General features: G+C 69.5%; 18 protein-coding genes. 12 read left to right on the plus strand and 6 right to left on the minus strand.

The genetic code is table 11. The annotated features are described in order from the left end of the window. The 4 genes from AC1DU6_RS04775 to AC1DU6_RS04790 form a co-directional block, all read right to left on the minus strand. A partial coding sequence (locus tag AC1DU6_RS04775; RefSeq protein WP_477856203.1) for an efflux transporter outer membrane subunit occupies window positions 1-987 on the minus strand: 987 nt, incomplete at its 3' end. Next, window positions 984-4,139, minus strand: a complete 3,156-nt coding sequence (locus AC1DU6_RS04780; RefSeq protein WP_477856204.1) for an efflux RND transporter permease subunit — start codon at window positions 4,137-4,139, stop codon at window positions 984-986. The genes AC1DU6_RS04780 and AC1DU6_RS04775, both read right to left, overlap by 4 nt. Window positions 4,140-4,145: 6 nt before the next feature. Continuing rightward, window positions 4,146-5,345 (minus strand): efflux RND transporter periplasmic adaptor subunit, encoded by a 1,200-nt coding sequence (locus AC1DU6_RS04785; RefSeq protein WP_477856205.1) that lies wholly within the window; start codon window positions 5,343-5,345, stop codon window positions 4,146-4,148. 149 nt (window positions 5,346-5,494) lie between these two features. Then, window positions 5,495-6,727, minus strand: a complete 1,233-nt coding sequence (locus tag AC1DU6_RS04790; protein ID WP_477856206.1) for a multifunctional CCA addition/repair protein — start codon at window positions 6,725-6,727, stop codon at window positions 5,495-5,497. 106 nt (window positions 6,728-6,833) lie between these two features. On the opposite strand from AC1DU6_RS04790, the gene fghA reads away from it, so the two are divergent. The 6 genes from fghA (at window position 6,834) to AC1DU6_RS04820 (ending at window position 12,994) form a co-directional block, all read left to right on the plus strand. Continuing rightward, window positions 6,834-7,658 (plus strand): S-formylglutathione hydrolase, encoded by an 825-nt coding sequence (gene fghA / locus AC1DU6_RS04795; protein WP_457322885.1) that lies wholly within the window; start codon window positions 6,834-6,836, stop codon window positions 7,656-7,658. Between the two features lie 114 nt (window positions 7,659-7,772). Beyond that, window positions 7,773-9,104 (plus strand): dicarboxylate/amino acid:cation symporter, encoded by a 1,332-nt coding sequence (locus tag AC1DU6_RS04800; protein ID WP_457322886.1) that lies wholly within the window; start codon window positions 7,773-7,775, stop codon window positions 9,102-9,104. A gap of 33 nt (window positions 9,105-9,137) precedes the next feature. Then, window positions 9,138-9,740, plus strand: coding sequence for a TetR/AcrR family transcriptional regulator (locus AC1DU6_RS04805; RefSeq protein ID WP_457322887.1), 603 nt, complete (start codon window positions 9,138-9,140; stop codon window positions 9,738-9,740). Window positions 9,741-9,814: 74 nt separating this feature from the next. Further along, on the plus strand, window positions 9,815-10,717 hold the full coding sequence (locus AC1DU6_RS04810) for an alpha/beta fold hydrolase (RefSeq protein WP_457322888.1): 903 nt from the start codon (window positions 9,815-9,817) through the stop codon (window positions 10,715-10,717). 22 nt (window positions 10,718-10,739) lie between these two features. Continuing rightward, on the plus strand, window positions 10,740-12,617 hold the full coding sequence (locus AC1DU6_RS04815; protein WP_457442512.1) for an ATP-binding cassette domain-containing protein: 1,878 nt from the start codon (window positions 10,740-10,742) through the stop codon (window positions 12,615-12,617). Then, a complete protein-coding gene (locus AC1DU6_RS04820; protein ID WP_056205581.1) occupies window positions 12,614-12,994 on the plus strand; it encodes a hypothetical protein in 381 nt (126 codons plus the stop codon). Before AC1DU6_RS04815 ends, AC1DU6_RS04820 begins: the two co-directional genes overlap by 4 nt. Window positions 12,995-13,140: 146 nt before the next feature. On the opposite strand, the gene AC1DU6_RS04825 is transcribed toward AC1DU6_RS04820, so the two are convergent. Together AC1DU6_RS04825 and AC1DU6_RS04830 are read right to left on the minus strand one after the other, a co-directional pair. Next, complete coding sequence (locus tag AC1DU6_RS04825; protein WP_457322890.1) at window positions 13,141-13,761, minus strand: response regulator; 621 nt, start codon at window positions 13,759-13,761, stop codon at window positions 13,141-13,143. Window positions 13,762-14,040: 279 nt separating this feature from the next. Beyond that, entirely contained in the window at window positions 14,041-15,483 is a 1,443-nt protein-coding gene (locus AC1DU6_RS04830; RefSeq protein ID WP_056205578.1) for an aminotransferase-like domain-containing protein, read from the minus strand. Between the two features lie 73 nt (window positions 15,484-15,556). Between AC1DU6_RS04830 and AC1DU6_RS04835 the strand changes: the two genes are divergently transcribed. The 6 genes from AC1DU6_RS04835 to AC1DU6_RS04860 form a co-directional block, all read left to right on the plus strand. Next, window positions 15,557-16,474 (plus strand): DMT family transporter, encoded by a 918-nt coding sequence (locus AC1DU6_RS04835; RefSeq protein WP_457350604.1) that lies wholly within the window; start codon window positions 15,557-15,559, stop codon window positions 16,472-16,474. A gap of 12 nt (window positions 16,475-16,486) precedes the next feature. After that, the gene (locus AC1DU6_RS04840) at window positions 16,487-16,780 is read left to right on the plus strand and encodes a DUF2917 domain-containing protein (protein ID WP_056205574.1); all 294 of its coding nucleotides are present in this window, start codon (window positions 16,487-16,489) and stop codon (window positions 16,778-16,780) included. Then, window positions 16,777-17,472, plus strand: a complete 696-nt coding sequence (locus AC1DU6_RS04845) for an aspartate/glutamate racemase family protein (protein ID WP_477856207.1) — start codon at window positions 16,777-16,779, stop codon at window positions 17,470-17,472. The genes AC1DU6_RS04840 and AC1DU6_RS04845 overlap by 4 nt, the downstream gene beginning before the upstream one ends. A 138-nt stretch (window positions 17,473-17,610) precedes the next feature. Next, on the plus strand, window positions 17,611-18,819 hold the full coding sequence (locus AC1DU6_RS04850; protein WP_477856208.1) for an aminotransferase-like domain-containing protein: 1,209 nt from the start codon (window positions 17,611-17,613) through the stop codon (window positions 18,817-18,819). Next, complete coding sequence (locus tag AC1DU6_RS04855) at window positions 18,819-19,253, plus strand: GNAT family N-acetyltransferase (protein WP_457321997.1); 435 nt, start codon at window positions 18,819-18,821, stop codon at window positions 19,251-19,253. Before AC1DU6_RS04850 ends, AC1DU6_RS04855 begins: the two co-directional genes overlap by 1 nt. 7 nt (window positions 19,254-19,260) lie before the next feature. Beyond that, window positions 19,261-19,977, plus strand: a 717-nt coding sequence (locus tag AC1DU6_RS04860; RefSeq protein ID WP_477856209.1) for a PhzF family phenazine biosynthesis protein, incomplete at its 3' end; no start/stop codon positions are given.

The raw sequence follows: 19,977 nt of genomic DNA on the forward strand, positions 1-19,977 counted from the left end.
GTTCTTGAACAGGTCGGACAGATGGCCGCTGGCCGTGCCGACGCTGCCGGTCAGCGTGATGCGCGGCCAGAAGGCGGCGCGGGCGGCATCGATGTTGGCGTCCGTTGCGCCGAGCTGGAACTCGGCCTGGCGGATGTCGGGCCGGCGTGTCAGCACCTCGCTGGGCACCCCGGCGGGCAACTCGGCCAGGGGCTCGAAGTCCGCCAGGTCGCCGGTGGGCGCGGGCAGGTCGGCCGGCAGCGGGCCGCCGATCAGCAGGGCCAGCGCGTTCTCGTCCAGCGCGCGCTGGCGCTGAGCCTGGGCCAGCACGGCGCGGGCTGCCTGCCAGGAGGACTCGGCCGAGCGCAGGTCCAGCTCGCCTGACACGCCGCCTTCGAAGCGCTGGCGGGTCAGCGACAGCGACTGCTCGCGTGTGGCGAGGGCGTCGCGCGTGATCTTGAGCAGGGCCTCGTCGGCCTGCAGCGCGATCTCGGCATTGGCGACGCTCGCCACCAGCGCCGTGCGCACCGCCTGCTGGTTGGACTGTGCCGCCAGCACCTGCGCGGCGGCCGCGGCGCTCAGGCCACGCAGGCGGCCGAACAGGTCCAGCTCATAGGCCGAGACCTGCAGGCCGGCCTGGTAGACGCTGTTGATGCCGCCAGCCGCCGTCGGCGTGCGCGAGCCGCTGATGCCGGCGTTGACGGTGGGCCAGAGGTCGGCATCGCGCGCCGAAGCGGTGGCGCGGGCGCTCTCGATGTTGAGCACCGCGACGCGCAGGTCGCGGTTGTTGGCCAGGGCCAGCGGGATCAGCTTTTGCAGCCGCGCGCCCTTGAAGGCCTGGGCCCAGGGCAACTCGGTGGCGGCCGTCGCGCCAGGGCCACCGGCTTGCGGAAAGGCTTGCGGCACGGCTGCGGCCGCGGCTTCCGAGGCAACCGGGCGCTTGGGCTCGGGGCCGGCGCAGGCGGCCAGCAGCGCCGCGAGGGCGATCAGCGAGAGAGACGTTTTCATGCCTGGCCTCCCGTGTCATCTTCCGCCTCGTGGGCATCGCGCTTGCGCTGCCGCTCGCTGCCCGGGAAGAAACGGCGCACGACGACGAAGAACACCGGCACGAAGAACACGGCCAGCGCCGTGGCGGTCAACATGCCGCCCAGCACGCCCGTGCCGATGGCACGCTGGCTGGCCGAGCCCGCGCCGCTGGCGAGCACCAGCGGCAGCACGCCCAGCATGAAGGCCAGCGAGGTCATGATGATGGGGCGAAAGCGCAGGTGGGCGGCTTCGCGCACCGCGTCGAACACGCTCTTGCCGTGGGCCTGCAGGTCCTTGGCGAACTCGATGATCAGCACCGCGTTCTTGGCCGACAGGCCGATGATGGTGATCATGCCGACCTTGAAATAGACGTCGTTCTCCAACCCGCGGAAGGTGGCGCCCAGCACCACGCCGAGCACGCCCAGCGGCACCACGAGGACGACGGCGAGCGGGATGCTCCAGCTCTCGTACAGCGCGGCCAGGCACAGGAACACGGCCAGCAGCGAGAAGCCGAACAGGATGAAGGCGGTGGAGCCCGAGAGCTTTTCCTCACGCGACTGGCCGGTCCACTCGTAGCCGAAGCCGTCGGGCAGGGTGGCCGCGATCTTCTCCATCTCGGCGATGGCCACGCCGGTGGACACGCCCTTGGCCGGCTCGCCCAGGATGCGCATGGCCGAGTAGCCGTTGTAGCGCACGGTCTGCATGGCGCCGGTGACCCACTTGCTGGTCGAGAAGGCGCTCAGAGGCACCGGCTGGCCGGCGCTGTTGAGCACGTTGAGCCGGGCGAGGTCCTCGGGCTGCATGCGCGCGGGCGCATCGGCCTGCACGATGACGCGCTGCAGGCGGCCGGTGTTGGGGAAGTCGTTCACGTAGGTGGACCCCAGCGACGTGCCCAGCACCGCGTTGACGGCGCCGATGTTCACGCCCAGCGCCTGCGCACGCTCGCGGTCGATGCTGAGCTCCAGCTGCGCGGCGTCCTCCAGGCCGTCGGGGCGCACGGCGTTCAGCAGCGGGTTCTTGGCCGCGGCGCCCAGCAGTTGGTTGCGCGCGGCCAGCAGCTCGGCGCGCGTGTGGCCGCTGCGGTCCTGCAGGCGGAAGGCGAAGCCGTTGGCGCGGCCCAGATCGCGGATGGGCGGCGGGCTGGTCGGGAAGATGATGGCGTCGCGCACCTTGCTCAGCGCCCCGAAGGCGCGGGCGGCCAGGCCTTGCGCGGAGTGCTCGGGGCCGTGGCGCTCGTCCCAGGGCTTGAGCGTGACGAAGGCCAGGCCTGCGTTCTGCCCCGCGCCCGAGAAGCTGAAGCCGACGACGCCGACCATGCTCTCCACCTCGGGCTGCTTGAGCATGTAGTCCTCGACCTGCTTCACGACATTCAGCGTGCGGGCTTGGGTGGCGCCCGGCGGCAGCTGGATGTTGACGAGGATGTTGCCCTGGTCTTCATTGGGCACGAAGGAGGTGGGCAGCTTCTGGAACACCAGCACGGCCGCCGCGATGACGGCCGCGTAGACCACGGCCATGCGCGCGCCGCGGTAGATGAACTTGGACACCCAGCCCTCGTAGCCCTTGGCCGTGCGCGAGAAGCCGCGGTTGAACCAGCCGAAGAAGCCGCGCTTCTCCAGGTGGTGGCCGGCCTCCACGGGCTTGAGCAGCGTGGCGCAAAGCGCCGGCGTCAGCGACAGCGCCAGGAAGGCCGAGAAGGCGATGGAGCTGACCATCACCGCCGAGAACTGGCGGTAGATGTTGCCGATGGAGCCCGAGAAGAAGGCCAGCGGCACGAACACCGAGATCAGCACCACCGTCACGCCGACGATGGCGCCGGAGATCTGCCCCATGGCTTTGCGCGTGGCCTTGAGGGGCGACAGCCCCTCCTCGCTCATGACGCGCTCGACGTTCTCCACCACGACGATGGCGTCGTCCACCACGATGCCGATGACCAGCACCATGCCGAACATCGTCAGCACGTTGATGGAGAAGCCCAGGGCCAGCAGCGTGGCGAAGCTGCCCAGCAGCGCGATGGGCACGACCAGCGTGGGGATGATGGTGTAGCGGATGTTCTGCAGGAACAGGAACATCACGAGGAACACCAGCGCGACGGCCTCCACCAGCGTCTCGACGACCTGCGAGATGGAGATGTCGATGAACAGCGAGCTGTCGTAGGGGATGGTGGCCTTCACGCCCGCCGGGAAATAGGGCTCCAGCTGCTTGAGCCGCTGCTTGATGAGCTTGGCCGTCTGCAGCGCATTGGCCGCAGGGGCAAGCTGTACGCCCACGCCGGCCGACGGGTTCCCGTTCAGTCGCGTGGAGCGGCCGGTATAGCTGTCAGCGCCCAGCTCGATGCGGGCCACGTCCTTGAGCCGCACGGTGGAGCCGTCGGCGTTGGCGCGCAGGATGATGTTGCCGAACTGCTCCACGTTCGTGAGCTGGCCGCGCACGACGACCGTGGCCGCGACCGGTTGGCCGGGCACATTGGGCAGGTCGCCGATGGAGCCGGAGCTGACCTGGGCGTTCTGTGCCTGGATGGCCGCGTTGACGTCGGCCGGCGCGAGTCGGAAGCCCACGAGCTTGGCCGGGTCCAGCCAGATGCGCATGGCGCGCTCGGTGCCGAACAGCAGGCCCTGGCCCACGCCGGGCACGCGCTGGATCTCGGGCAGCACGGTGCGCGAGGCGTAGTCGCCCAGCGCGATGGGGTCGAAGGCCGGGTTGCTGCTCGACAGGATGATGAAGAGCAGGAAGTTGGGGTTGGCCTTGTCCACCCGCACGCCCTGCTGGATGACGGCCTGAGGCAGCCGCGGCTGAGCGCGGGCGTAGCGGTTCTGCACGTCCACCTGGGCCAGGTCGGGGCTGGTGGCCGGGTCGAAGCTCATCGTGATGGAGCCGGTGCCGTCGGCTTGCGCCACGGCTTCCATGTAGATCAGGCCGGGTGAGCCGTTCATCTCGCGCTCGATGACGCTGATGACCGAGTCCTCCAGCGTCTGCGCCGAGGCGCCGGGGTAGCTGACCGACAGCACGATGGACGGCGGCGCCACCGGCGGGTACTGCGCGATCGGCAGCTGCGTGACCGCGACGATGCCGATGACCGTGATGAACAGGGCGATGACCCACGCGAAGATGGGCCGGTTGATGAAGAACTGCGCCATGTGAGGTCAGGCCTTCGAGGCGGCCGAAGCAGGGGCTGCGGCGGGGGCCGATGCTGCTGCTGGCGCCCATGGCACCGGGCGCGCCTTGCCACCGGCCTTGGCCTTCTGCAGGCCGTCGACGATGACCTTCTCGCCGGCATTGAGCCCGCTCAGGATCAGCGCCTTGCCGCCCTGGGCCGGGCCCAGCTTCACGGGCCGCGCGCTGACGCTGCCGTCGTCGGCCACCACTAGCACGGTCTCGCCGGTCGCGCCGCGCGCCACCGCTTGTGCCGGCAGCCAGACGGCGTCGCTCACCTCGGCCTGGGCCAGACGCACGCGCACATACAGACCCGGCAGCAGCAGGCCCTTGGGGTTGGGCAGCTCGGCGCGCAGCGTGATCTGGCCGGTGGCGGCGTCCACGCTCAAGTCCGAGAACAGCAGCTTGCCGGTCTCGGCGTAGACGCTGCCGTCCTCGAGCAGCACCTGCACGCGTGCGGCGTCCTTGCCGCCCGCGCGTTGCAGCTTGCCGTCGGCCAGCGCCTGGCGCAGCCGCATCACCTCGGCGGCCGATTGCGTGAAGTTGACGTAGAGCTTGTCGATCTGCTGCACGATGGCCAGCGGCGTGGCCTCGCCCTGGCCCACCAGCGCACCCTCAGTGACCAGCGCGCGGCCGATGCGGCCGGAGATGGGCGAGGTGACGGCGGCATAGCCGAGGTTGATCTGCGCTGTCTGCACGGCGGCCTTGCCGGCGGCCACGTCGGCCTTGGCCTGGCCAGCGGCGGCCTGGGCGCCCAGCGCTTCCTGCTGGCTGACGGCCTGGGTCTTGGCCAGCGGTGCATAGCGGTCGGCCAGCGACTGGGCCTGCAGCAGATTGGCTTCGGCGCGTGCGAGCGTGGCCTGAGCGCTGGCGAGGGAGGCGCGGTAGGGCGCGGCGTCGATCTCGAACAAGGCCTGGCCGGCCTTGACGTCGCTGCCCTCAGTGAAGAGGCGCTTGTTCAGGATGCCGGCGGCGCGGGCGCGCACCTGGGCGACGCGGAAGGCCTCCAGCCGACCGGGCAGTTCGGCGGCGAGGTCGGCACGGCCCGGCGTGACGGTGACGACGCCCACTTCGGGCGGGGGCGGCGTGGCCGCCGCAGTCTGGCTGTTGGACTGGCCGCAACCGCCCAGCCCCATGCCCAGTGCCACCAAGATGCCCAGCCGAGCGCTGCTACCCCATGCCAACTTCATCATTGCGTCCTGTTCGACTTGCTTCTCGACGGCCCGCTCCGGCGCCGACCCTGGCGCCGGGAGCAAAACCACTGACTTTAGCCATGCGATCGCTTTCACGCCGGTGAAGCAACGCAAAGCCCTGAGACGGGCTTGGGCGTCACAGGGCCCTAACTAACGCTGGCATTGAGCGCCGCCAGCCGCGCGCGCTGCACGGCGCGGCCGATGTCCGGCCCCTTGGCGCCGCGCGCAATGGCCTCGGCGCTGGCGGCGGCGAGGTCGACCTTCAGCGTCGCCGMCAGGTCGGCAGCGAGGCGCTCGCGCTGCGGGTAGTCGCGGTCCTCCAGCCCGAGGCGGCCGCGGGCGTCGCATTCGCAGGCCCACAGCATTTCGGCAAAACGCTCGGGCCGGCGCCAGGCGTCGCAGCGCTCCAGCAGGCGCAGCCGCGCCTCGGCGCTGAAGGCGCTGCTCTGGTGCACATGGGTGTGCTCGCGGGCGACCAGCTCGGCCAGTTCGCGGCAATCGGTCGGCACTTTCCAGCGCGCGCTGACCTCGCGGGCCAACTTTTCGCTGCGCACCTCGTGAGCGATGTGGCGCGGCAGCTCCTCCTTGCGCGTCGTGCCCTTGCCGAGGTCGTGGCACAGGCAGGCGTAGCGCACGGTCAGCGGCGCCTCCAGCCGGGCGCATTGGTCCAGCACCATCAGCAGATGGATGCCGGTGTCGACCTCGGGATGGTGGGCCTCGGGCTGCGGCACGCCGAACAGGGCCTCCACTTCGGGCAGCAGCCGCGCTAACGCACCAGCCTGGCGCAGCACCTCGAACATGCGCGACGGCTTGTTCTCCATCAGGCCGCGCGACAGCTCCTGCCAGACGCGTTCCGCCACCAGCGCATCCACCTCGCCGGCCGCGACCATGGCGCGCATCAGCTCGACGGTCTCGGGCGCGACCGTGAAGTCCGCAAAGCGCGCCGCAAAGCGGGCCAGGCGCAGGATGCGCACCGGGTCCTCGGCAAAGGCGGGCGACACATGGCGCAGCACTTTGTCGCGGATGTCACGCTGGCCGTCGTGGGGGTCGACGAGGCGCCCCTGCTCGTCCTGGGCCATTGCGTTGATCGTCAGGTCGCGGCGCGCCAGGTCCTGCTCCAGCGTCACGTCGGGCGCGGCATGGAAGGCGAAGCCGTGATAGCCGGCGGCTGTCTTGCGCTCGGTGCGAGCCAGGGCCACTTCCTCGCGCGTGTCGGGGTGCAGGAAGACGGGGAAGTCCTTGCCGACGGGCAGATAGCCGGCTGCAGCCAAGTCCTGCGGCGACGCGCCGACGACGACCCAGTCATGGTCCTTTACGGGCAGGCCGAGCAGGCGGTCGCGGATGGCGCCGCCGACGAGATAGGTCTGGAATTGGGACATCCTGCGAATTCTGCGGCCACACTGTGGGCATGAAGCCCCCACGTCAACTTCGTTTCCTGCCCCCCGAGGGGGCGTCAGTGCCCTTCGGGCGGCCGGGCGGGCACTGATGCAGATCCTGAGCGAACACCGCTGCTTTGGCGGCATCCAGCGCTTCCACCAGCACGACTCGGCCGAGATTGGCCTGCCCATGCGCTTCGGGCTCTTCCTGCCGCCGCAGCCCAAGGCGCTGCTGGTGTTTCTTGCGGGCCTGACCTGCAACGAGGAGACCTTCGCGATCAAGGCCGGCGCGCAGGCGCTGGCGGCCGAGCTGGGCCTGGCCCTGCTGACGCCCGACACCAGCCCGCGCGGTGCCGGCGTGGCAGGCGAGAGCGAGGCCTGGGATTTCGGCGTCGGCGCGGGCTTCTATCTCGATGCGACGCGCGAGCCGTGGGCCAAACACTGGCGCATGGAGAGCTGGCTGATGCGAGAGCTGCTGCCGCTGGTGCAGCGCGAAACCGGGCTCGCGCGCGCCGGCCTGTTCGGTCACTCCATGGGAGGCCATGGCGCGCTGACTCTGGCGTTGCGCCATCCCGGCCGCTTCGCGTCACTGTCGGCCTTTGCGCCCATCGCCGCACCCATGCAATGCCCCTGGGGCCAGAAAGCCTTCAGTGGCTATCTCGGCGAGGACCGGGCCGCCTGGGCTGCCCACGACGCCAGCGCGTTGATGCAGTCACAGGCCAGCGCCCCTTACCCGGAGGGCATCCTCATCGACCAGGGCCAGGCCGACAAATTCCTGGCCGAGCAACTGCACCCCGAAGCCTTCGAGGCCGCCTGCGCCGCCAAGGGTCAACCCTTGACCCTGCGCCGCCATGCCGGCTACGACCATGGCTATTACTTCATCGCCAGCTTCATGGGCGACCACCTGCGCCACCACGCGAGCCAATTGTTCTAGGGGGTTGGGCGCCGGCTTTGCAATTCTTGTGGGAAGCCACAGTCGCCGCCGCCGGCCTTCGCACCTAAGCTGCCGCCGAAGCCAGTTCCGCTCGAAGAACTGATGGAGACACGCATGCAAGCTGCCACCGGCCGCCAGCCTTTCTACCGTTCGCTGTACCTGCAGGTCATCACAGCCATCCTCATCGGCGTGCTGATCGGCCACTTCTGGCCACAGACGGGCGAGGCGCTCAAGCCGCTGGGCGACGGCTTCATCAAGCTGATCAAGATGATCATCGCGCCCATCATCTTCTGCACGGTGGTGGTGGGCATCGCCGGCATGGAGGACATGAAGCGTGTCGGCAAGACCGGCGGCTATGCGCTGCTGTACTTCGAGGCCGTGTCCACCATCGCGCTGATCGTCGGCCTCATCATCGTCAACGTGCTGCAGCCGGGCGACGGCATGCATGTGGACCCCAAGACGCTGGACACCAAGGGCATTGCCGCGTACACCGGGCCGGGCAAGCTGCAAGGCACGGTGGACTTCCTGCTCGCCATCATCCCGACCACGGTGGTGGACGCCTTCGCCAAGGGCGAGATGCTGCAGGTGCTGCTGTTCGCGCTGCTGTTCGGCTTTGCGCTGCACCGCTTCGGCGGGCGTGGCACGCTGGTGTTCGACGTCATCGAGAAAACCTCGCACGTGCTGTTCGCCATCGTCGGCATGATCATGAAGCTCGCGCCCATTGGCGCCTTCGGTGCGATGGCCTTCACCATCGGCAAGTACGGGCTGGGCTCGCTGGTCTCGCTGGCCAAGCTGATGGGTGCCTTCTACGCCACCTGCCTGATCTTCATCTTCATCGTGCTGGGCACCATCGCCAGGCTGCATGGCTTCTCGGTCTGGAAGTTCATCAAGTACATCAAGGAAGAGCTGTTCATCGTGCTGGGCACGTCGTCCAGCGAATCGGTGCTGCCGCGCATGATGGCCAAGCTCGAGAACCTCGGCGTGCGCAAGTCCACCGTCGGCCTCGTCATCCCGACCGGCTATTCCTTCAACCTCGACGGCACCTCCATCTATCTGACGATGGCGGCCGTCTTCATCGCCCAGGCGACCGACACGCCGATGACCCTGATGCAGCAACTGACGCTGCTGGGCGTGCTGCTGCTGACCTCCAAGGGCGCGGCCGGCGTGACGGGCAGCGGCTTCATCGTGCTGGCAGCCACGCTGTCGGCCGTCGGCCATGTGCCGGTCGAGGGGCTGGCGCTGATCCTGGGCATCGACCGCTTCATGTCCGAGGCGCGGGCGCTGACCAACCTGGTGGGCAACGGCGTCGCCACGGTGGTGGTGGGCAAGTGGACGGGTGACCTGGACATGCCTCGACTGCAGGCTGTGCTGGACAACGAGACGCCGGCCGAGGCCGAGGAGCCGGAAGCCGTGCTGGACGCGAAGACCCCGCACATGGCACCCTAGCGGAGGCCCGCACGGTCGTGCTAAATTGCGGGCATGGAAACCCGCAGCGAACGCGCCGAGATCACGCTGGCCGCCATCGTCGGCGCGGCACTCGACATGGCCGTGACCGAGGGGCTGGAGAGCATCAGCATCGGTGAGGTGGCCAAGCGGCTGGACCTGTCCAAGAGCGGCGTGTTTTCGCGCGTGGGCTCGCGCGAGCAACTGCAACTGGCTGTGCTGCTGGAATTCGACAGGCGATTTGTGCAGACCGTCTTCGTGCCCGCCATGAGCGAGGCCCGCGGCCTGCCGCGGCTGCAGGCCGTCATGCGCCGCTGGCTGGCCTGGGCCAGCGACGTCGACCGCCACAAGACCTGCCTCTACACGGCCGGTGCCTTCGAGTATGACGACCGCGAGGGCCCGGTGCGCGAGCACCTGCTGGACGGTGTACTGCGCTGGCGCGCGACGCTGCGGCGCACCGTGCTGCAGGCGGTTGAAGCGGGCCATCTGCGTGCCGACCTCGACGCCGAGCAGATGGTGTTCGAAATGGACGCCATCTTCATCATCCTGCTGCACGACGCCCGCTTCCTGCGCGACCCCGGTGCCGGTGAGCGCGCCGAGCGTGCCTGGCAGCGCCTGCTGAACGACTGCCTTCCCTGATCGATGACGCCTTTGCCCGCTGATCTTCTTCGTTTGCCTTTTCTTCGCACGGTCGTGCGAAATATGGAGCCCCTGTGACCACCTCCCACAACCCCGCCGCTGCCTTCTACGCCTCGCCCACCGCCCGCGGCATCGCGGCGCTGTTGCGTGGCCTGCATCGCCTGTCGCCCGACCTCGGCGCGCGCGTGGCGCTGCGCCTGTTCTTCACGCCCATGCCGACCAAATGGCTGGCCCGTTCGCGGGACGTGCCGCGGCCCTGGGTGGAGCGGCAACTGCCCTTCGAAGGTGGCCACATCAGCGTCTGGCAGCGCAGCGATATCGAGCATGGCGAACCGGGCCGGCCCAAGGTGCTGCTGACGCACGGCTGGGCCGGCGATGCCCAGCAGCTGCGGCCGCTGGCCGACACGCTGGCGGTGGCCGGCTTCGAGCCGGTGCTGCTGGATCTGCCGGCGCACGGCCGCAGCAGCGGCTGGCGCAGCAACCTGCTGCAGTGGGTGAGGGCGCTGTTCGCCGTCACGGCCCGCTTCGGGCCGTGGGATGGGGTCGTCGCGCATTCCCTGGGGGCGATGGCGCTGTCCCACGCATTGGCGCGTGGCCTGCCGGTGCGGCGGGCGGCGCTGATCGCGCTGGCGCCCCCACCCTGGCAGTTCCTGCGCTGGTTCGCCCAGGCCATGGGCACGGGCGAGGGTCTGGCGGCGCGCATGCGCGGCCGTATCGAGCAAAGCGAGGGCGCATCGCTGGGGCATTTCGAGCCCGGCTGGCTGGGCGTGCGCGTGAACCAGCCGACGCTGCTGGTGCATGACCGGGGCGATCTGACGGCGCCACTGACCGGCAGCGAGACCCTGCTGGCCGGCTTGGCGGCGGGCCGCCTGCACGTGACCGAGAACCTCGGCCACCGCCGCCTGCTCAACGACCCGGCGGTCATGGAGCAGGTGCTGGGCCATCTGTCGGCAACCCCGTCGCTGAGGGTCGTTTGAACCGCCGAGGGACAATCGAGGGATGGCAGTCCTCTCCCTCTCCAACGCCCACCTCGCTTTCGGCCACGTCGCCCTGCTCGACGGTGCTGGCTTTTCTCTCGAAGTCGGCGAACGCGTCGGCCTCATCGGCCGCAACGGCACCGGYAAGTCCTCGCTGCTGAAGATCCTGGCTGGCCTCGAGAAGCTCGACGACGGCCTGCTGCAGCAGCAGCAAGGCCTGACCAACGTCTATGTGCCGCAGGAGCCCGAGCTGCGCGGCGACGCGACCATCTTCGACGTCATCAGCGAGGGCGTGGCCGAGCACAAGGCGCTGCGCGAGCGCTACGAGATCCATGATGAGAACGATGACCTGGCCTGGGTGCAGGAGCGCATCGAGCACATCGGCGCCTGGAACTGGGAGCAGCGCGTCGAGGAGACCCTGCACCGCCTGGGCCTGGACGGTTCGCGCCTGGTGAGCACGCTGTCCGGTGGCCTGAAGAAGCGCGTCGCGCTGGGCCGGGCCCTCGTCGCCCAACCGGACGTGCTGCTGCTGGACGAGCCCACCAACCACCTGGACCTGGACGCCATCACCTGGCTGGAAGGCCTGCTGAACGACTTCAAGGGCTCGCTGCTGCTGATCACCCACGACCGCGCCTTCCTCGACAACGTCGCCAACCGCATCGTCGAACTGGACCGCGGCCAGCTGCGCGGCTACCCGGGCAACTACGCTGCCTTCCAGGCCGCCAAGGCCTATGAGCTGGAGAACGAGGCGCTGTTCAACGCGCGCTTCGACAAGCTGCTGGCTCAGGAGGAGGTCTGGATCCGCAAGGGCGTCGAGGCGCGTCGCACGCGCTCCGTCGCGCGCATCCAGCGCCTGGAAGTGATGCGCCAGGCCCATGCGGCGCGGCGCGATGTGCAGGGCAAGGTGCGGCTGGACATTGACACCGGTGGCGCCAGCGGCAAGATCGTCGCGGAGCTGGAGGATGTGTCCAAGAGCTACGGCGACAGATCAATAGTGCGCGGCTTCACGTCCACCATCCTGCGCGGCGACAAGGTCGGCCTGATCGGCCCCAACGGCGCCGGCAAGACGACGCTGCTGAAGATGATCCTCGGCGAGTTGGCGCCGGACAGCGGCACGGTGCGGCTGGGCTCTCGGCTGAGCGTCGCCTACTTCGACCAGATGCGCGACACGCTGAACCTCGACGCGACGCTGGCCGACACCATCAGCCCGGGCTCGGAGTGGATCGAGATCGGCAACCAGAAGAAGCACGTCAAGAGCTACCTCGGCGACTTTCTGTTCTCGCCGGCGCGCGCCAACTCACCGGTGCGAACGCTGAGCGGTGGCGAGCGCAACCGCCTGCTGTTGGCCCGCCTGTTCGCACGGCCCGCCAATGTGCTGGTGCTGGACGAGCCCACCAACGACCTCGACATCGAGACGCTGGAGCTGCTGGAGGAGCTGCTGGCGGAGTACGACGGCACCGTCTTCCTCGTCAGCCACGACCGGCGCTTCCTGGACAACGTCGTCACGTCCACCATCGTCTATGAAGGCGACGCGCGCTGGCGCGAGTACGAAGGCAGCGTGCAGGATTGGCTGCTGCAATCCAAGCGCGCCGCGGCTTTGCAGGCGCAGGCCGCACCCAAGGCCGCGGCTGCTCCGACACCGCCGCCCGCGCCCGAGCCCGCGTTGGTCGTCGCGACCAAGCGCAAGCTCAGCTACAAGGAGCAGCGCGAGCTCGACGAGATCCCCAAGCAGATCGCCGCGCTGGAGGCCGAGCAGACGCAGCTGAACGCGTTGATCGCCGGTAGCGAGCTGTACGCGCAGGGCGCGACCCGCATCGCCGAGGTGACCGACCGCGCCGCCGACATCGATGCCGAGCTGCTGGTGCTGATGGAGCGGTGGGAACTGTTGGAGGCGAAGTGAACGCCTTGCACCAGGAATGGTTGGCCCTGCAGGCGCAGCACGAGCGCTACGAGGCCTTGGCCCTGGGTGTGAAGCTGGTGGCGTTTGCGGCCACCGTGCTGGTGCCGGACAACACCCTGGCCCTGGCGCTGCTGGCCCTGCTGTGGCTGCAGGAGGGCGTGCTGAAGACCTTCCAGGGGCGGCTGGGCGATCGCCTGCTCGTTGTCGAGGCGGGGCTGAAGTCGGGCGAGGGCGCGGTGGCAATGCAGTTGCACAGCGACTGGCTCGCCAGCCGGCCGCGCGGCTTGGGCCTGGTGACGCAATACCTGAAGAGCGCGCTGCGCCCGACGGTGGCCCTGCCTTATCCGCTGCTGATGATCCTCATCGTCGTGATCTGAGTGCTGCGGCAGTCGTGCCCTGCCCGGGCCGAGCGCCGGGCCGCTCCCTAGCCGGCCCGTCGGGCGGTGAGCATCGCCGTCCCCCCAGGGGGCCGACCAGGCGCGCCCGCGTTCAGCGGGGCAGGACTGGGCGAGGGGACTTGATGTCAGGCGGGTTGCAGCTTCTCGAGCGACACAAAGCCGTTCTGACCTTTGAGCTGCACCACGGTCTCGCCGTGGCGGTGCACGACGTACTGGGCCACGTGAACGGCGCCGTTGAAGCGCACCTTGTCGCCCGGCTTGATGACGGGCTGGGGCGCAATGACGGGCAACGCCGGCCGCGGCGCCGGCTTGGCCGCGCGCATCGCCTCGCGCACCTGGCCATGCAGGCCGGGCGAGCGCTTGGCCAGCGCCTCGAGTGAGCGAGTCATCTCCGCCTTGAGCTGCTCGGCGGTGAAGGGCTTCTTCAGCAGGAAGTCGGCGCCGTGCGCCTCGGCCTCGAACTGGTGTTCGGGCGTCACCTCGAAACTCAGCAACGACAGATGCAGCGATGGCTGCACCTCACGCAGGCGCTGGTAGAGCTGGATGCCGCTCAGTGGCGCCTTGGCAAACCAGTCGGTGATCAGGAAATGAGGCTTGAAGAGCAGGCCCTGGGCCAGGGCCGCCTCGGTGTCGGCGCAGCACAGGATGCTGTCGGCGGCAAAGCCGCGGCTTTGCAGCAGCTGGCGTGCAAAGGTCTGAACCCCGGTAAGGGGGTCTACAACAAGGAATTTCAAGGAGTTGCTCATGTCCACATCGGGCGCCGCAGCGGCGCCGGGCGACGCGGATTCTGCCGGCGGCCCGAGCGCGGCTCCTTGAAAAAGTCCGGGTGGAGTGAGAACTTTTTGTCAGCCCTGCAGGCGGCAGAAATCGGCTCTCAGCGCCTGCGGCGTGACCGCGTGGCCATCCGCCTCGAACTGCCGGCCGACATGCGACTGCCAGCTCGCCAAGCCGACCCGCCCGTCCAGGCTGCGATGCAGCGCCGCTCAAGCGCCCAGGGGTCGCTCCAGCGAACAAGGGGGATGAACCTAGGGGAGCGCGGCGCGGCCTTTCAAGGCGTCAACGCCGGCGCGCAGCTCGCGCCAGAAGGCCGGGTCCTGCGAGGTGGCCATGTTGATGCGCACCAGCGAGCCGGGGGCGCGCGTGGCGCTGAAGAGGGCACCGGGCGCGATCAGCCAGCCCGCGTCCAGCAGGGGCTGGGCCAGGCGCTCGGTGTCGACGCCGACGTCCAGCCAGCCGAACAGGCCGTCCGGCGGCGCAGCCCAGGCGAAGCCCTGCTTGGTGGCCAGGGCCGAGATGCGCTGGCGCGCGGTGGCCAGGCGCTCGCGCAGGCGCTGCGCATGGCGGCGCAGCCGCCCCTGCTCCAGGCACAGCGCCACGGCGCGCTCGAGCACGGCCGAGCTGGTCAGGCCATCGAGCAGCTTGGTGTCGGTCAGTGCGTGCAGGCGCTCGGGCGCGGCCGCCAGGTAGCCGACTCGCCAGGCCGGCGTCAGCACCTTGGAGAAGCCCGACACGTAGATGACGCGGCGCAGCCCGTCCAGAGCCGCCAGGCGCGGCAGGTGCTCGGGCGCGAGGAAGCCGTAGCTGTCGTCCTCGACGATGAAGAAGTCGTGCTCGTCGGCCAGGCGCAGCAGCTTGTGGGCGCTGGCCAGGTTGAGGCTGTGGCCGGTCGGGTTGTGCAGCACCGACACGGTCAGGTAGGCGCGCGGCGAATGGGCGGCGGCGAGCGCGCTCAGTACCTCCAGGTCGGGTCCCTGGGCGCCACGCGGAACCGGCAGCAGGCGAATGCCGCCTTGGGTCAGGCGGGCAAACATGACGGCCCAGCCCGGGTCGTCGACGAGGACGGCGTCGCCGGGCTGCAACTGGGTGCGGATGATGAGGTCCAGCGCGTGCGTGGCGCCGTTGGTCGTCAGGATCTGTGCCGGCACAGCGTGGATGCCGAGGTCGTCCAGGCGCTGGGAGAGCGCCGCGCGCAGGCGGTCGTCGCCCATCGGGTCGCCATAGCCGACCTGCAGGGCCAGGCAGTCGGCGGCATGCAGGCGGCGCAGCGCGGACTGCAGCAGCGTCGGGTCCAGCCAGTCGGCCGGCAGCGTGCCCAGGCCCGGTGAGCGCGCGGCGTCGGCCTCGAACATGCCGCGGATCAGCGCCGTCGCATCCATCGGCGCCTGGCGCGGCATGGCCATGGCCTGCGGGCGCGGCGCGGCGCGAGTGGTGGCCGGGCGGCTCTCGCGCACGAAGAAGCCGCGCTGGCGGCGCGCCTCCAGCAACCCCGCGGCCTGCAACTGGTCATAGGCGGCGACGACGGTGTGCGGGCTGACGCCATGCTGGCGCGCACAGTCGCGCACCGACGGCAGGCGGGCGCCCGGCAGCAGCAGGCGTTCCCGGATGCGCTGGGCATAGCGCTCAGCCAACTGGCCGGCGAGCGGCAGGCTGGCGCCGCGCTGCAGGGGAGGGTGTGTACCGGTGGGCATGGCAGTACAGATTCTTGGTCAGGTTGGCTGACTGTACTGGTTCTGTATCGGTGTCATGCCTCAGACTGAGTTCATGTCAGGGTTTTCCACGTCCACCACGGTCTCGACGACCACCACGTCCGATGCGACACGTGGCCTGCTGCTCGGCGCGGCCGGCGTGCTGATGTTCGCTCTCAGCATCCCGATGACGCGGCTGGCCGGCGGCAGCGCTGCGGCGCCCCAGCTCGACCCGGCCTTTGTCGCCTTCGGGCGCGCGGTGGCGGCGGGGCTGTTGTCGATCGCCTATCTCTGGATCACCGGCGCGCGACGGCCGCGCGGCGGCGAATGGCAGCTGCTGGCCTTCACGGCCGCTGGCGTCGTGTTCGGCTGGCCGCTGCTGCTGGGCTTTGCAGTCCGCCATGTGGACGCGGTGCATGCCTCGGTCGTGTCCGGTGTGCTGCCACTGGCCACGGCCGTCATCGCCGCGCTGGTGCTGCGCCAGCGGCCGAGCCTGGGGTTCTGGATCTGTGCGTTGGCTGGGCTGGCATTGGTGATCGGCTTTGCGGCCTGGCGCGGGGCGGGCGGGCTGGAGATGGCGGACGGCCTTCTGCTGGGGGCTGTGGTCTGCGCGTCGGCGGGTTATGTCAGCGGCGCGCGGCTCACCAGCGCCCTGACGGCCGAGCAGGTGATCTGCTGGGTGCTGGTCATCAGCTTGCCCTTCACCGTGCCACTGGCCGTGCTGACGCGGCCGACGGCGCCGGTGGCAGCTTCGGCCTGGGGCGGCTTTGCCTATGTATCGCTGGTGTCGATGTGGATCGGCTTCTTTGCCTGGTATCGCGGCCTGGCGCTGGGCGGCACGATGCGCGTCAGCCAGGTGCAGGTGCTGCAACCCTTTTTGTCCATGCTGTTCGCAGTGCCCTTGCTGGGCGAGCGGCTGGATGCGATGACCGTGGTCTTCGCCGCCGCCGTGCTCGCGGTCGTGTGGCTGGGCAAACGGCAACCGGTTCACTGAAGGAGGCCTGTGATGAATGATCGATTCACCATCCCACTTGCGCCCGGCCAGGCGCTGACCCTGGCTGCCGCTCGCACGCCGCGCCGCCTCGTCGTGACGGGTGGTCGGCTGTGGCTGACCATTTCGGGAGGCACCGATGACCACTGGCTGCGTGCCGGTGAGGGCCTGACGCTGGCTGCTGGTCAGGAGGTCGTTGTCGAGGCCTGGCCGGAAGCAGCCTTTCAATTGCTGCAGCCCGCGCCCAAGCGCAGAGTCGAGGCAAAGCCGGCACGGGGCTGGCGCATGAACCTGGCAGGCGCTGCATGAAGACACTTGGCATCCTCGGCGGCATGAGCTGGGAGTCGACCCAGCATCTGTACGCGCTGATCAACCGCGGCGTCGCCGCGCGCCTGGGTGGCCTGCACAGCGCCCAGCTGGTGCTGCACAGCGTCGACTTCGCGCCCATTGCGGCCATGCAGTCCGCCGGCCAGTGGGCCGAAGCCGCTCGCGTGCTGGGCGAAGCCGCCGCCGGCCTGAAGCGCGCCGGCGCGCAGGCGCTGCTGATTGCCACGAACACCATGCACCTGGTCGCCACCGAGATCGAGCAAGCGGCCGGCCTGCCGGTCTTGCACATCGTCGACGCGACCGCCGAGGCGCTGCGTGCGGCCGGCGTCAAACGCGCCGGCCTGCTGGCCACGCGCTTCACGATGGAGCAGGGCTTCTATCGCGACCGCATGTGGGAGCGATTTGGCATCGAGGTCATCACGCCCGAAGAGGTATGCCGCACGGAAGTGCACCGCTTGATCTACGAGGAACTGTGCCGCGGCCGCTTTGAACCGGCCTCGCGCGAGGCCCTGCGCGCCCAGGTCGCAGCCCTGTCCGACCGCGGCGCACAGGCCGCCATTCTTGGCTGCACCGAGCTGGGCCTGCTGTTGCCCGCTGACAGCGCTGCCGCCCTGCCGCTGTTCGACTCCACCGATTTGCAGGCCCGTGCCGCGGTCGACTGGATGCTAGGCTGACTCCTTTGAAATCCCGCGAGTGATTGCCATGCACCATTCTGTCTTTGCCGGCCGGCGGGCCGAGCGCCGGGCCGCCCCTAGCCGGACCGCCATCCCCTCGGGGGATCGGTCCATGTACTCATGGAACGAGGGGCTGACATGACGACCGTCTGGACCCAAGCGCGCCGCGCCGCGCGGATGAACCCGTCCATCATTCGCGAGATCCTCAAGGTCACCGAGAAGCCGGGCATCCTGTCCATGGCCGGCGGCCTGCCGAGCGCGGACACCTTTCCGGTCGACGCGCTGAAGGCCGCCTGCGACCGCGTGCTGAGCAAGAACCCGCGCGAGGCCCTGCAATACGCGGCCAGCGAGGGCTTTGCGCCGCTGCGCGAATGGGTGGCGGCGCGGGTCGCAACACTCGGCATGACCGTGGCGCCGGAACAGGTGCTGATCACCAGCGGCTCCCAGCAGGGGCTGGACCTGGTCGGCAAGATCCTCTGCGACGCTGGTGCGCCGGTGGCCGTCGAGACGCCGACCTACCTCGGTGCGCTGCAGGCCTTCACGCMGTTTGAGCCCATCTTTGCGAGTCTCGCCAGCGACGACCAGGGCCCGCGCCCCGAGGCCATTGCGGCCCTGCCGCATGACGCGCCCGGCACGCGCTTCAGCTATCTGCTGCCCAACTACCAGAACCCGACCGGCCGCGTCATGGGCGCCCAGCGCCGCGTGGAAGTCGTCGAAGCCTCGCGCCGCGCCGGCGTGCCCATCGTCGAGGACAACCCTTATGGCGACCTCTGGTTCGACGAGCCGCCGCCGGCCGCGCTATCCAGCCTATGGCCGGAAGGGTCGCTCTACCTGGGCTCCTTCTCCAAGGTGCTGACGCCGGGCTTTCGCCTCGGCTATCTGATCGCCCCGCCCGAGCTGTACCCGAAGCTGCTGCAGGCCAAGCAGGCCGCCGACCTGCACACGCCGGGCTTCAATCAGCGCGTCGTCCACGAGGTCATCCGCGATGGCTTCCTGGACGGCCACATCCCCACCATCCGCGCCCTCTACAAGGCCAACCGCGATGCGATGGCCGAGGCTCTGCGCGAGCATCTGCCGCCGGGCTGCGACTACCTGTCGCCCCAGGGCGGCATGTTCTTCTGGATCCGCCTGCCCGAAGGCCTGGACGCGATGGCCCTGCTGCCCCGGGCCGTGGACGCCGGCATCGCCTATGTGCCGGGCGCGGCCTTCTATGCCCACCAGCCCGACCCGCGCACGCTGCGCCTGTCCTTCGTCACGCTGACACCGGACCTGATCCGGGATGGCGTCGAGAAGCTCGGCCGTCTGCTGCACGAGGCGCTGGAGCCGGTTGCGGAGCACGCGCCCTGATGCAGCGCGACGGCTACCGGCTCAGCTTTGCGCCCGAGGACATCGACGCCCGGGCGGCGCACGACTTCCTCGTCGGGGCCTATTGGTCCGAAGGCATTCCGCTGGCCTTGGTCGAGCGCTCGATTGCCAACTCACTGTGCATCGCGCTGCATGCCGAAGGGGTCGGCCAGGTCGGCTTTGCCCGCGTCGTGACCGACCGGACGACCTTCGCCTATCTCTGCGATGTCTATGTGCTCGATACCCACCGCGGCCACGGCCTGGCGAAATGGATGATCGAGACGCTGCTGGCCCACCCCGACCTGCAGGGCTTGCGCCGCTTCATGCTCTTCACCCGCGACGCCCATGCGGTCTACGCCGGCCACGGCTTCTCGCCACTGGCCAAGCCGCAGCGCGGCATGGAAATCGTCCGCCCCGGTCTTTATCTCAAGCCATGATCAAGCCATGACTCAGTTGCGCCGCTTCGCCCAGGTCGATGTGTTCACCGCCGTCCCACTGAAGGGCAATGCCTTGGCTGTCGTCATCGACGGTGCGGGGCTGTCCGACGACGAGATGAGCGACTTCGCGCGCTGGACCAATCTGTCCGAGACGACCTTCCTGCTGCCGCCCACCGACCCGGGCGCCGACTACCGCGTGCGCATCTTCACGCCCGGCGGCGAGCTGCCCTTTGCGGGCCACCCGACGCTGGGCAGCGCCCATGCCTTCCTGGCCAGCGGCGGCGATGCGAAGAAGGCCGGCGAGGTCGTGCAGCAATGCGCCATCGGCCTGGTGCGGGTGAAGCGCGACGGCGCCCGCCTGGCCTTTGCCGCGCCGCCGTTGAAGCGCAGTGGTGTCGTGGGCGCGGAGGAGCGTGCACAGGCGATTGCCGCGCTGCGCATCACGCCTGAAGCCTTGCTCGACCTGGTCTGGGTCGACAACGGCCCCGGCTGGATGGCCGCTCGCCTGGGCGACGCGGCCAGCGTGCTGGCGCTGCAGCCGGACTTCATCGCGATGCAGGGGCTCAAGCTCGGCGTCGTTGGTGCCTACCCGGCCGGCGGTGAATGCCAGTTCGAGGTGCGCGCCTTTGTGCCCGACCTCGGCATCCCCGAAGACCCGGTCACCGGCAGCCTCAACGCCGGCCTGGCGTTGTGGTTGCAGGAGTCCGGTCTGGCGGGCGACAGC

Source organism: Roseateles sp. P5_B10 (genome assembly GCF_056400485.1).